Source organism: Fibrobacter sp. UWH5, from assembly GCF_900142505.1.
Taxonomy (GTDB): domain Bacteria; phylum Fibrobacterota; class Fibrobacteria; order Fibrobacterales; family Fibrobacteraceae; genus Fibrobacter.
In genome coordinates, this window is the sequence record NZ_FRBB01000015.1 from 17,237 (window position 1) to 30,958 (window position 13,722).

A 13,722-nucleotide genomic window follows, 5' to 3' on the forward strand; every position below is an offset into this window, starting at 1 on the left:
ATATGAAATCACTTTTTCTTCGCATCGTACTTCGCCGGCTTATCAACAAGACTCATTCCAAAGTCAAAATACGACTCAGGAGTCACATCGAAAACGGCAGCCAACTTGGTAGCCATTTTTCGTGAAACTACACGACGCCCCCTTTCGATTTCAGAAAGATTTTGGACAGAGATTCCCAATTTTTCGGATAGAACTTTCTGAGTCCAGCCGCGAAGTTCACGGTCAGCCTTGACAGCATCGCCAGGAGACATTTTCTCGGCAATTCCCTTAAGCACTTCTGAATTATCCAGATCAATAAATTCATCATCATCGCTAACGTCCACAGAAGGGAAAAGGCTGCGCATGATTCCAATGACGCAATCAGGAATGTTACCTTTAATCTGGAATACAACAGGTTCCTTAGTGCCGGGCATAGGGGGCGCTTTCACGACTGCCAACATAATACACCTCAATGGTTAGCGTTCCGTTTTTACAAGTCCAACAGGCCACCCATTTACGAGATAAATGGCAATGATACTTGTCGGGTCCAAGTTTTGAATAATTCATAAGAGTCGGCTGCTCAGGGCCCTTTTCCTTATTTTCTGAACACTTTTTTCAACCGAACGTTTTGCGATTACAACGTACATATAAACAATATAGCCAAAAAATGGCTATAAAGCAAGATGTTTATTTACACTATAAACTTTTTGCTCTATGCATGTTTCATTTCTTCCATAAATTCATTTGCATCATCAAAATGGAATATGGAAATGCCACGACTACCAAGGAACTTTATAAAATCCTCTTCAGTCATTCCCGTCAAGCGAGGACAGGTGCCGGCTCAAGCAAGCTTGGCCGTCGCGACTCTCATGCAAACAGTTGTTCTTGACGCATTTATTTCATTTATGTATACTTTGAACATAAACAGGCCTGTAACGAAGTTGTCCCACCATAGGGGAACCAACGATGTTACGGGCCTTTTTTATTTGCGGTCGTAATCACATCCGCAAACTGCTTCTGTGCAGCATTGCTCTTGCTATAATTTTGCATCACATTTTTTATATCAAGCAGGACGCCGTGAATTTTGTGGTAAGGTTTTACAAGACCTTTTGCCACATCCGTATTTTTCCAATCACTATAGGCGTAGCCTAGATATTTCATTTTAAATGGGTACAAAAAATTCTCTGCAGTTACCGCACCCGCACAGTAAGGCATCAGGAAAACGTTATAAACCGTTTTGCCAATTTTTTGTTCAGCAAATTCAGCATAGGCAAGCTGCTTGGTGATGGATTCTGATTGCGGCAACGTTCTGCCATCAATGCCGTAAGTATAATACTTGGAATCCAGAACAAAGATTTTGTCATCCACTTTCATGATGGTATCAGGACGCATTTCAACACGACCCGCATTTTTACCATCAATAACCCAGCCGCAATTTGGATAATAATCTTCTCGACGTTCCGTACCAAAAATACGCTCCACCATGGCTTCCCAAACAGGAGCAAAAGAATTTACCCCAAAATAAAATTCATCGGGAATCACATTTTCGTCAGACACGTTTTTTCCGAGATATTCCACAATCCGCTGCATATCCTGGAAAAGTGTAAGTGTGCGATCATGGAATGTTTTGGAGGCTTTCGTCATCAAGACAGAAGAAAACATCTCGTAGTCAAAATCAAAGGCGGGAGGTTCCTGGATATCAACGCCAAAAACAAAACCGATTCTTTTTGCAGCATCCCACACGCAGAATTTATGGATAAGCGAAATCAGTTCACGTTCATTATTGTCCGTTTGTCGTGTAACTGGATCAAGATAGACCACACTATCATTAACAACATCCGGCCTCAAAGTTTTTATTGTTCGATTCCAATCAACTTTGCCGTTTCCACCCTGCTTAAAGACCACCTCCTGCTCGGAGTAATAGCCATACTCCATAAAATTCCGGAGTAGGTTGACATAAGCTAGCATAGGAAAATCTGAAGACGATTTTTCAACATCCCTTCCGATAATGTTTGAATTTTCGTGAACCTCGATCAGCTCCGAATCAGAAAGCACATCAAACAACTGCATAATATCCTGGCGAAGCTCATCTTCGTCAAGTTCCGCAATAGCGTCATCATTCTTAAAGTATCCAGCAGGAAAACAAATTTCAAGACGACCGTCATTACGGATGCCGACAAATTCATCGCCACGCAATTTCGCTTCGCAAGTGCAGTAATCGTTTAGCTTTTGCATTTGTGATCTCACAAGCAGATTGCCATATAAGGCGGAATGCAAACAGTATCATCGTCCCGAATGGCAAAATTCTTCGGATGGATTATATAAGAAGTCTTAATACGCTTTTTGAATTTCTTCTTAAACGATTCAAGCGATGTGGTGGTGTAATTTTTTGAAGACTTGACTTCGATTGGAATGATTCTTGAACCTACCGAATCAGATTCGCTAATCATAAAATCAATTTCAATATCGTTGCGATGTTTTTCCTGATTGAAATGGGTATAAAAATAAAGCTTATGTCCTTGAGATACAAGCATCTGCGCAATGACATTTTCAAAGAGCATACCCTTATTGATCGCAAGCTTTTCGTTCATGATTTCCTTGTACAAGGATTCCTTTGAAATCTGGTTTTCGCCAAAAGCCATAGAGAACAAAAGGCCTGTATCGCCCATATAGCACTTGACTGCGGAATCGTCCGCGTTCAAGCCAAAGCCAATATTTGGATCGGAGCACTTGAAACAGTTGTTTGCAATCATGGAATTGGAAAGCCACAGGAAGGTATTCTCATAGCTATTTTCACTACCGAGTCCCCCAGCGATCTTTGAAAATACAACTCGCTTTTCGTGCTTAGACAAAAATGCAGGAATCTGTTCAAATGTCGAAAGGACTTTCCCCTTATACGAACCCTTGATTTTTTGAACATCCTTTTTGTAGAGTTCAATAATCTTGCGCTTTGCCTTGTCGCTATAGTCAAAGCTGTAGGTGTTTTCCAAGAACGCGACAATGGATTGTGGCATGCCCCCTATCAGAATATACTGTTTGAATAGACGCATGCACTCCTTATGGAGTGGTTCATCCAACGCCTTCTTCCTTGAAAACGCATCGCGGATAAAGTCACATATATTCGGCTTATCCATCGCCCAGCAAAATTCCTCAAAATCCATGGGGAACATCTGGATGGATGTTTCTTCCGAGGGGATGGTAATATCCTTGACATTTTCGTAAATGGAAATAAGAGAGCCTGTTTCAATATAATCGAACCTGCCGTCTTTCACCAACTTTTTGATGGATTGCCTTGCCTTCGGAAATCTTTGCACATCATCAAAAATAATCAGGGATTCCCTCGGGTAGAGATTCACCCCATAAGTATATGAAAGGATATTGAAAAATGCCGAAAGATCATTCATTTTATCAAAGGCATCTAGTACAGCCTTTTCGCAGTCATTAAAATCAATCAGAATGTAGGAACGGTATTCGTTTTTCGCGAATTCTTCTACGATGGTACTTTTTCCAATACGACGCGCGCCCTCTATAAGAAGGGCTTCTCGACCTTTGGATTCTTCCTTCCAATTCAGAAGTTCTTGATAAATCTTGCGTCTAAAAGTAATCATGAGATCAGTCCCGAATGCTCATAATATACTTAATAAACATAAAAAACGCAAGGTATTCTACTGCTTATTAATGTTAAAAACGCAAAGTATTTTATATCGAAATAACGGCAAAAACGCAGAGTATTTTTAATTTTTGTAGCTATCACGCCCCAAAACTCTTAAACACCCCAAATTTGAGTTCATGGAATTTTGAAATCAGGGTTTCTAGCGTATCACAACCTTCGGCAAAAATCTGCGTGCGCTTGAACTTGAACGCATCATCCCACAAATATTTTAGGACCTTTTCTGCAAAGATCTTTTCTGGAATTTCACCACTCACGTTGCAAACAAACCAAACGCCAAGACGCTTGTCTTCGGTACTAGAAAGTCCCTTGAGCACCTGCGTAATCTTATTGTTGGCCCATTCCCAGAATTTGCCCCAGGTAGTTTCTGTTCCAGCAATTTTAGCATTGTGCTGATTGCGGATAGCTTCGGTTTTAAAACCGTCAATGTCACCTTTTGCAAATTCATTGCAGACCAGTTCCATATCAAAGCGACGCTGGAACGCATTATCCAAAGTGAATACATTCTGGTCGCTAGTATTCATGGTTGCAAAAATGGAAAGGTTGGGCGGCAAACGGATTGCCGTATTCTCGGTGAAATGAAGTTTTCCATTTTCACCAAAACCCAGCCAGTTAATGTCTATCGATTTATAGGCAGAAACTTCGCCCCTTCCGTCTTCTTCAGAAAATTCTACCGGAGTGTCACAACCGTCGTGAGATTCATTTGCAAAGCTCCTGATATCGCGAATGTAGTCGTTCAAATCTTCATGATCAATGCCATATACACTCCAACTGGGACCGTAGCCAAACTCGTCCTTTTCATCATTAGGCTTTATGCGGTCACACAGCTGGAAAACTTCGCCAAGAATTGCCGAAGCTTTCCCGCGATTGATTTCATCAATGACCAAATAAAACTCTTGGTTCGGATTCAAGTAGGCACGGCGCAAAATTTTTGCAAAAGGGCCTGCCACAAATTCATAAGTTACGGAATGGTTCCTTATCTTTGGACGAATCTGGCCAATGAATTCTGAATTTGTATAATCCGGATGGAAGACAACGCAGACCTTGTTAAAGTCAGGGACACTCTTCAACTTTTCCTTAATCGTATTGGACTTGCCACAGCCCGGAACACCATAGTAGATGATTTGGGAGGGGGTGAAAGAGGGATTGTTTTTTTTCGGAGAATCCTCTAATTCTAATGAACAATAATCAACATCATCTAAATCAACTTTTAAAACATTTGCATCACCAATACAACCTTCATGTGAAGCAAATTCAAATGCAGCAACTCCGTTGCGAATAAGGGTATGTAATGAAGTTTTTATATCACTTGATAAAAGGCTTGCCTTTTGAACAATTTTATTAATGCTCAAATTTTTCTTAGCGATAATATGTCCATATCTGAAACCAAAAATAGGATAACCCTTAACCTTATATCTGTCATGTATTTCTTTCAAACATTCAGCAAGTTTATCTAAAAGTTGTTCAACATTTAAACCTGCAGCAAACTCATTTTCATCAACTAAAGGGAAAACTAAACTTGATGTTTTCAATGCTTCGTTTAAATGTAATTCTTGTTCTGCTTGACGCTTTTTATCAGAATCCTCTTCAATAATTTTTTTTATTTGAACAAGTAAATCTTTAAACTTCTTTTGACTATGTATTTGCATCTTACTTTCATAATCTGCATAAGCATAAACATACTCGTAAGACTCGAATTCATTTCTCAACGTTAAATTTATTGCATCTGGAGAGTATTTGCACGTCCCATTATATTTTGATACAAATCCCCTTTCTGCAAATTCGCGTGCAGTTCTTCCCGGATCTCCAACCCTTGAAATTCCTAGAATGTCACAAACTTCATTTGCTTCATCACGAATAAATTCGGGCGACAACTCTTCATTCTCAAATTTTCTAAAAATACTGGAAATGATATCTTTTACACTTGCCATATTAGCCCTCCAGTTTTTCTGCAATCTTTTTGGAAATAGCCTTCACAACAGGAACAGCAACAGAATTTCCAAACTGGTGGTACATTTGAGTCCTCGAAACAGGAATCTTGAATTCCTGTGGATACCCCATAATGGCTTTACACTCTTTTTCTGTAAGAAGACGAAGCCCTGTTTTTCCTCCTCTTACAAAGGTTCCTGTAATTCGCTGAATCTTATGATACGACGCACAAAGGGTCTTTACAGGAAAGTCTGATGTTGCATCAATAATTTCTGGATGACCATCATCCTTTTTGTAGATGTACGACTTCTGCAAATGTTCTGAAATTGAAGGTCCTTCCGCATCAACCTCAACAAACTGACCAATACCGATTTTCTTATCGCAAGGTTTGGGAAATTCAAAATCAGTAATTTTCAAATCCTTTCTAAAACCAACAATGTAAAGGCGCTTTCGTTCTTGGGGGACCTTGTAATCAGCACTATTTAAAACCTTAATAAAGACCTCATAATTCAATTCCTTCTTTAAGGTTTCCATAATGATTTCAAGTGTTTTTCCGTCATTATGATTTACAAGTCCAGGAACATTTTCCAACAGGAATGCCTTGGGTTGTTTAACCTTCACGATATTCGCGATATAGAAGAACAAAGTCCCCTGAGTCTTATGTTCAAACCCTTCGCGTTTTCCTATAGAGCTAAAAGGCTGACAAGGAAAGCCTCCTGTTAGCACATCAAAATCAGGAATTGTTTTAGGATCAACTTTCGTTATATCACCGAAAGGAACGTCTGCATAATTCACAGAATATGTTTGCTTCGCAGAAGAATCCCATTCACTCGTAAAAACGCATTCTCCGCCGTTCTCTTGCATCGCAAGTCTAAAACCACCTATACCAGCAAACAAATCGATAAAAGAAAATTTTGGATTTCTCTTTGGAGGATACTGCGCAAAATTTTTCAGATATTCAGCCTTACTTGGAAGCTTATTTAAATCAACTCCATTTTTTCTCAGAATAGACTCGTAGTGTAAAGCTTGAGGCGATCCCTGCAGAGACAGGTAATGGCTGATTACAGCTAAATCCTCATCAAAATGAACATCTCCCAAACATGTTCTTAATTGCTTTACAAGATCGCTATTTCCTACCGTAGCCATCTACTCGCTCCAATCAAAAAGGGTTGAACCTGAGTTCAGCCCTTCGTTCGGAGCGATGTTCCTAGCCTGATTTTACGGCAGCACTTTCCAGCATTTGATGCGGCACCTGCACAAAACAAAAAGGCGAGGAGCATTGCTGCTTCTCGCCGAAAGTTGCGACATTCTACAATTCAAAAACAAAACTCGCGGACGACTCCGGCGGCACACCATAGGCGCCAAGCCAGATTTCGCCATACGCCAAAACGCCTTGGCGCAATTGCACAAAAGCGAGGTCGAGACCACTGGGTACACGACCCCCAGGGTACAATGCGCCCATGGCACTCATGGGCATCCGAGATTTGTCCTGTTCCTTGTGCGAAAAGAGTGTCGAAGTTCCTAGCCGAGAACGAGAGCAAAACTCACATTGCGAGAGTCATAGAAAAACTTGCTTACAAGGTTTATTCATGACCGAGCATCAAGAGTTTCTACAAAACTCACCGAGCGCCCTTATACGGCTCGGACCAAACGAAAAAAGGCGCCAGACCGAACGCATTTATCAGCTAGAGGCCTTCGACAACCTGACACAAATAAATACGACGATCCGCGCCCAATTGCACAATCTAGCGTACATTCATCCAGAATGCACACAACGCAAAACATGGCCGTCCGGTAAACCGGGCGGCAAGCACGTCGTTTCGTCTTACTCACCGTGTCTTGAAATGTCGAAGTTTCTAGCTGTGAATAAGAGAACTCTTATGGAGATGAATATAGAATAAAATCACTTTTATGGTCAACCAAGGCCATATTTATTTGACCCGTTTTGACCCGTTTTGACCGTACGGGGGAACACCCAAGTTTCAAAGTCCTTCCGAGGCTATCCACTTCAAATAGAATTCCACCAGGTAGAGCGGCACGTTGACCATCTGCTCCTGCTCGCGGTAATCCGACATGGAAAATCGGATGCCCTTTAGCTGCGCGTTTGTTTTCAGCACCGTAGAAAGGGATTTCGCCTTGAGGTTTTCTTCGGCCTTGACTTCGGTGGGATAAACGGCTCCATGCTGAAAGACAAAATCAATTTCCGAAGTTGAATTTTCGTTCGTGTAGTAATACAGGGGCTGCCTCATGGTCGCGATGTATTGCTGGGCGACATATTGCTCGGTAAACGCCCCCTTGTATTCCGTTATCATCTTGGACTCGGCCAGAATTTCCTTGGCGGGAATGTCTGACATGGCGCCGAGAAGCCCGAGATCGTTTACAAAGAGCTTGAAGCAGCCCATGTCTTCGTAAAACTTGACGGGCATTTCGACCTTGTTGATTCGGCAAACCTTATGGACGAGCCCCGCGTTGATGAGCCACTGGACTGCGTTTTCGTACTCCTTCGCCCTGCCGCCCTTGCGGAGCGCACCCCATATAAATTTCTTGTTCTCTTTAGCCAGTTGGCTTGGGATCGAGTTCCATACGGCGGAAACTTTCGCAAGTTCGTTGGAGGGAATGTGCTTGGAGAAATCATCCCGATAATCGTCGAGAATCCGTTTCTGGATTTCACGGACTTCAAGGATGTTCTTGCGATCCACATAAGCGAGTACCGCCTCGGGCATTCCCCCCACATAATAATACTGTCTTAAAAGTTCTATCAATTTGGTCTTCAGGACGGCATATTCGTCGAACCTGAACGCGTTTAGGTGCATCAGCAGATTTTTTTCGCCAAGGGCATCTAGAAATTCGCTAAATGATAACGGGCTCAGCTTGAGCCTATCCACTTTTCCTACTGGGAATCCTGAGCCGGAATGGACCTGAAGCCCGAGCAGGGAACCTGCGACAACGACATGGTATTCGGGCGCATTCTCGCAAAAATACTTTAATGCAGTCAGTCCCTGGGGCTGCTGCTGGATTTCGTCAAAGATGATAAGCGTTTTGCCTGGTTCCACGACCTGGGATGTAATGGCGGAAACAGCTCGCAAAATCCTTTCGATGTTGAAGTCCGCGAACAGGAACCTAGAGGAATCGTCCGTATCGCAGTTTATGTAGGCGACATTCTCGAATTCGTTCTTTCCGAATTCCTTGAGCAGCCATGTTTTGCCGACCTGCCTTGCCCCCTCCAAAATGAGGGGTTTACGGAGCGCGCCGTTTTTCCATTTCAGTAGATCTTCATAAAGAAAACGCTTCATGCTCTATATATACATTTTTCTTGACGAATTTTGAGCGCTATTTACATTTTTCTAGGCGTAATTTAAACACTGCGTACATTTTTCTAGGCGAAACAACAATTTCCCACAAAAAAGCCATAGAAAAAAGGCGCGGAATCGCAGGCATTTGTCAGCTAGAGGCCTTCGACAGCCCGACACAAACAAACACGAACGACCCGCGCCCCATATTCTGGTCACCCAGCAAATGCACATTCAAGAAATTGAAGATGCATTACGCCAAGCGATGGCGCCAAGGTTAACCTGGCGGCAGACGCGTTCGTTTCGTCTTACTCACCGTGTCTTGAAATGTCGAAGTTTCTAGCTGTGAATAAGAGAAATGCTAATGACTTGAATATAGAACAAAATTCACATTCAAGTCAATAGATTCGTGTTTGTTTTACGGACTTTAAAGTAACTCAACTACACTCTCTCGCCTTTCAGCAAGTCGCTTTTTTCCATGAAGTCCAGCAGCTGGTGCCTGGTCGGCAATTTGGGCTTATAGACAGAGGCGAAATCGCTCTTGGCGACACTGGTGGCAAACTCCACCATTTTGGGCCCGCGGCTTGTAGTGAGCAGGATTCCCACGGGAGGGTTGTCGCCAGGCTGCATGACCTTGTCCCGGTAATGCCTGACACAGGTTCCCAGCTGATCTAAATCGGTCTTCCGGAATTTGCCATCCTTCAGGTTCACCAGCACATGGCAATGGAGCATACGGTTATAGAATACCCAGTCCACACTCAGGTCGGTGCCGTTCACGGGAAGCTGCCTTGCCCTGGCCTCCAGGCAAAAGCCCAGACCAAGTGAAAGAAAGAAATTCACCATGCGGTCCTGAGACTCGTAAGGCGCCACACTGTAGGACGCCCGCCTTTCGGCAGCGAAACTGCCCATGAGAAATTCCGCAGACGACTGCGCCCCCTCGGACACCATAAGGGAGCGCTGCACCAACGCAACCTGAAGTTCCACCAGCCTTTGCTGCAACCCCTTGCGCTCGGCAATCTGGGCAGAAAGCTCCGGCAGCTCCGCCTCCTTGACATAGCGGTTCCTGACCTTATCGCCCTCGCGCCACTGCAGGTAATAACGGTCCTTGCCCTGGATGACCTTCTTGGTGATGGAACCCTTGGGCAAGAGTGCAATCCGACTTTCTATACTTTCCATTTCATTCATATACTACAATATAAACTACGTAAACTACATTGTCAAGATGTGTAGTTTATACTGATGCATAATCACAACAAACAGAAAAGCCCCGCTTACCTGCGGGGCATCCCATTTTTTATAAAATGTGCGGGATTTAAATACGCAAATTTTTATTACCTAACCGTAACCTTGGCGCTGTAGGAAAGTTTCTTACCGCGGATTATGACAAAGTAATTTCCTGTAGGAAGATTGCGATTTACAACCATATGTCCCATGGCATCCATGATTACCACCTGGGCAGATTCCTGGACGCCCGACACAGAGACGGTCCTTCCGACGACACTTACCTGCGGCACCTTGAAGTTCACCTTGGACGAAACGATTCCCTCTTTATCGTCCTTTTCCTGGTTAGCGTTCTCGTTGTCTGCGTCCCCAAATCCATTTTCGTACAAAGTCGCAACGGCTTCAGCCCACAGACGGTGCATGCTCTGCGCACCCTTTTCGGCGGGATGCACGCCATCGCTGGCAGAGAGTTCTTCGGGGCGCTTGGAGAAGTAATCGTAAAAATCCGGGCCCTTAGGCAGGTTGTTTGTTTCGGTCAGCTCGTCGATGGCATCGAGGTAACCCTGGTACACTTGCCACTCGGCGATGTCGGGATTGGTGGCGATCATGCGGGCGATAATGGGCGTTACCCCGTGAGCTTTCGCCGTGTCAATGATTTCCTGCATGTTCTTCTTGAACTTCGCCAGGTTCCAGCCAGTTTTATCGCCCCAGGCGTCGTTGGTTCCCATTTCGATGGCCCAGAACTTGACATTGCCGGCATACTCGCCATAATACTTGAGGCCTTCGACCACGCCCGTGGTGTTCACGCAACCGATGCCGCCGCGGAGCATTGCAGGGTAGTAATCGGGATAGCGGGCGTGAATCAACTGAGAAAAGTTGGAGTCCACTTCTGTCTGCTTCAGGCCCATCTGGCTGATGCTGGTGCCCATAAAGAACCAGGTGTCGTTTCCGCCATCGCTCAAGTCGTAGGCGCCAATTTCTTCCAGGTTCTTGACGGCTTCGTCGGCCACGATCTTGAACCAGGACTTGCCTGCAAAATCTACCGCGATGCCGCGGCTCATGGCGCCACTTTCGCCAACCTGGGCCACAACTTCCCAGTCACCGTCAACACCGTCGGTGGAATTTCCGGAGGTCAGAATCTTGAAGTTCTGCAGGCTGGATCCTTCCGTAGGAAAGTGCTGACAGCTCGCCGCATGAACATATTCGTCGCCTACCCAGGCTTCATCGCCGCGAGTCTCCCAGGTAATAAAAATTCTGGACGGTCCTTCCCCCACATTCAGGGCCAGTTCCTTCGCCGAGGCCACCTGATTAAAATCCAGATGACCATCAGTATAGACATCAGGTTTCCAGTTGGAATTGAGGGCGCCATCTACATAAAGATTCTTGCCGATGCTCAAATTAACATTGGCCTTAATGGCAGATGCACTTACCGAAAGACCCAAAACACACGCCGCAACGGCGCCAACACCAAACATTTTCATAAACACTCCATAAGCGGCCCAAACCCATTCTGCACCGCGGTCTAAAAATAATCCCCATAATGGGGGTTCGCAAAATAATAAACCGCATACCTTATAGATCCGTTGGAACAGACGCAACAAGGAACATCACCAACGCAAAAAGGGCCTCCCGGAGGAGACCCTTTAAACGCTAAGGAATCGAATCGATTACTTCTTGCAGGCGCCCTTGGCTGCCATTTCGTCGGGGCATTCGCAGCCCTTATCGGTGCATTCCAAAGTTTCCAGCGGATCGCCAGCCTTGTAGGTAGACCAGTCGGTGTGCCATGCGTAGTTGTTGGACTTTTCCTTATTGATGGTAGTCATGTAATGGTCGATCAGGTACTGCGGGCATTCCACTTCTTCCCAGTTGTAGGTGGGATTGTCGGCAGCCATGAACCAGTCAGCAAACCAGTGGCAACCGCGGAGCAGGTTGGGAAGGCCAGCATTACCGAAGGCGGCATCGCACATTTCCTTCACGCAGGTCTGGTAAGATTCGAGAGTGTTGTCGTAGCCAAGCTTGCTCTGGCATTCAGTGAGGAAGCCGCCGAAGCCTGCGCCCCAGTTCACGTCTGCACCGTTCACCTGGACAGAGAGTGCGTCAAAGGCGCCCACGCCACCACCCGGAACCATCAAGTCGAACTGGCCCACTTCCACATCGTGACCAATGTTGGAAGTCATGACCACCATGTGCTTGCCCTTAAGAGCCTTGTGGGTAGCCTTGGCAGCATTGTTGGCGCTAGCATCCTTGAAGGAGCCGTTGTACTGCAAGTGGAAGCACTTACCGCAAGAAGTTGCGGAGCCGGGACCTGCCACGTATGCATAGGAAAGAGTATCGTTAACAGCGATGGGAGCCATGTCGGTGCAAGTGAACACACCCTTATCCTTGGCTTCGCCACAGGCGCTGTTGGTTCCTTCGTAACCCATCCAGTACTGCTGAACGGCGTGGCCCAAAGTAAAGGTGGGAACTTCCACGTCGTGGATGTTGCAGTTACGGGCGGTAGTCATACCGGCTTCGTAGCTTGCCTGGGTGGTGGTATCGGTCTTGCCTTCTTCACCATTGCTGATCCAGGAGCAGTGAGGCTTACAGGCGTCCCAGTAACGGGAGTTCCAACCGGTCTGGCCGTTGCTCAAGATGTCCTTGGTGTATTCTGCCGGAGGAGCGCCATAAGATTCAATAGAGGGGAAGCCATTTTCCAGGGAGGGCTTTACAGTTTCGCTGCTGGAAATTTCTTCCTGAGTTCCACCGGGGCCGACAATGGGGGTAGATTCGGAGCTGGTGATTTCCTGGGTACCACCAGGGCCAACAATGGGAGTTGATTCAGAGCTGGTAATTTCCTGGGTGCCACCGGGGCCGACAATGGGAGTTGATTCAGAGGAGTTGGGATCAGACGGGTCCGGCGTAGAGGTTGCTTCGCACTTGTTTACCAAGTCAGCATAGCCGGCTTCCATGACCACATTGCCTTCGTTATCGTAGATGTTGATACCATCGTAGGTACCATAGGCATAGCCGTTAGCCAAGGTCACCTTGCCGACACCGTCAATTCCACGGGGATAAACCAGGAGCTTGACAGAACCCAGGTCTACTACAGAAACCTGTTCCGTAGCGACGATACCGGAGCAAAGATCGTTAACGGGACCTGTACCCGGTCCATCGGAACTGCTGTCACTGCTACAAGCCACAAAGGCGCCAGCAACCGTCAAGGCACCAGCAGCCACTAAACTTTTATAAAAGGGATGTTTCATAATACCTCTCTCATATGTGCCAAACCCAAACACGACACAATTTTACACTCGGGGGTAAAAATATATTCACAAAGCACATTTTCAAACAGTTGAAACCTTTTTGAAAGCTGAAAATGTTCCCGAAATGTACTCAAAATGAATTCAAATCCAATATTGGTGTAATTCAAAAAAGGCAGTGATTCAAAAAAGGCAGTGGATTTCGCGAATTTCTCCGTTTTCCACCGCCTTTTATTTACTTTATCTAAAATAAATAGTCCCAAACGCACTTCAATTAGGGTAAAATCCGTCCAAATGGACGTTTTTTTCAAAAAAAACAGTCCGATTTCGCCCAAAAACCACCGAGATTTCATACAACATAATAAAAAGGCAGTGGATTTCACGGATTTCTCCG

The 13,722-nt window shown here is 45.1% G+C and carries 10 protein-coding genes; all 10 read right to left on the bottom strand.

The features are described from left to right. Positions 1-8: 8 nt before the first annotated feature. Entirely contained in the window at positions 9-413 is a 405-nt protein-coding gene (locus BUB38_RS11575) for a helix-turn-helix domain-containing protein (protein WP_254794947.1), read from the bottom strand. A 278-nt stretch (positions 414-691) separates the two neighbouring features. Continuing rightward, positions 692-802 (bottom strand): hypothetical protein, encoded by a 111-nt coding sequence (locus BUB38_RS17045; RefSeq protein WP_346348717.1) that lies wholly within the window; start codon positions 800-802, stop codon positions 692-694. A gap of 146 nt (positions 803-948) precedes the next feature. Then, a complete protein-coding gene (locus BUB38_RS11590) occupies positions 949-2,214 on the bottom strand; it encodes an LlaJI family restriction endonuclease (RefSeq protein ID WP_073160724.1) in 1,266 nt (421 codons plus the stop codon). A gap of 8 nt (positions 2,215-2,222) precedes the next feature. Beyond that, positions 2,223-3,584: an ATP-binding protein gene (locus BUB38_RS11595; protein ID WP_139258430.1), complete on the bottom strand. Its 1,362-nt coding sequence runs from the start codon at positions 3,582-3,584 to the stop codon at positions 2,223-2,225. A gap of 145 nt (positions 3,585-3,729) precedes the next feature. Further along, positions 3,730-5,580, bottom strand: a complete 1,851-nt coding sequence (locus BUB38_RS11600) for an AAA family ATPase (protein ID WP_073160729.1) — start codon at positions 5,578-5,580, stop codon at positions 3,730-3,732. A gap of 1 nt (position 5,581) precedes the next feature. Continuing rightward, positions 5,582-6,724 carry a DNA cytosine methyltransferase gene (locus BUB38_RS11605; RefSeq protein WP_083539783.1) on the bottom strand — a complete coding sequence of 381 codons (1,143 nt, stop codon included), beginning with the start codon at positions 6,722-6,724 and terminating at the stop codon, positions 5,582-5,584. Positions 6,725-7,560: 836 nt separating this feature from the next. Further along, positions 7,561-8,871 carry an ATP-binding protein gene (locus BUB38_RS11615; protein WP_073160732.1) on the bottom strand — a complete coding sequence of 437 codons (1,311 nt, stop codon included), beginning with the start codon at positions 8,869-8,871 and terminating at the stop codon, positions 7,561-7,563. Positions 8,872-9,309: 438 nt separating this feature from the next. Beyond that, positions 9,310-10,053 carry a PDDEXK nuclease domain-containing protein gene (locus BUB38_RS11620; protein WP_083542130.1) on the bottom strand — a complete coding sequence of 248 codons (744 nt, stop codon included), beginning with the start codon at positions 10,051-10,053 and terminating at the stop codon, positions 9,310-9,312. Positions 10,054-10,199: 146 nt separating this feature from the next. Further along, the gene (locus BUB38_RS11625) at positions 10,200-11,570 is read right to left on the bottom strand and encodes an SGNH/GDSL hydrolase family protein (RefSeq protein ID WP_254794948.1); all 1,371 of its coding nucleotides are present in this window, start codon (positions 11,568-11,570) and stop codon (positions 10,200-10,202) included. Between the two features lie 186 nt (positions 11,571-11,756). Then, complete coding sequence (locus tag BUB38_RS11630; protein ID WP_073160734.1) at positions 11,757-13,331, bottom strand: hypothetical protein; 1,575 nt, start codon at positions 13,329-13,331, stop codon at positions 11,757-11,759. Between the last annotated feature and the right edge of the window lie 391 nt (positions 13,332-13,722).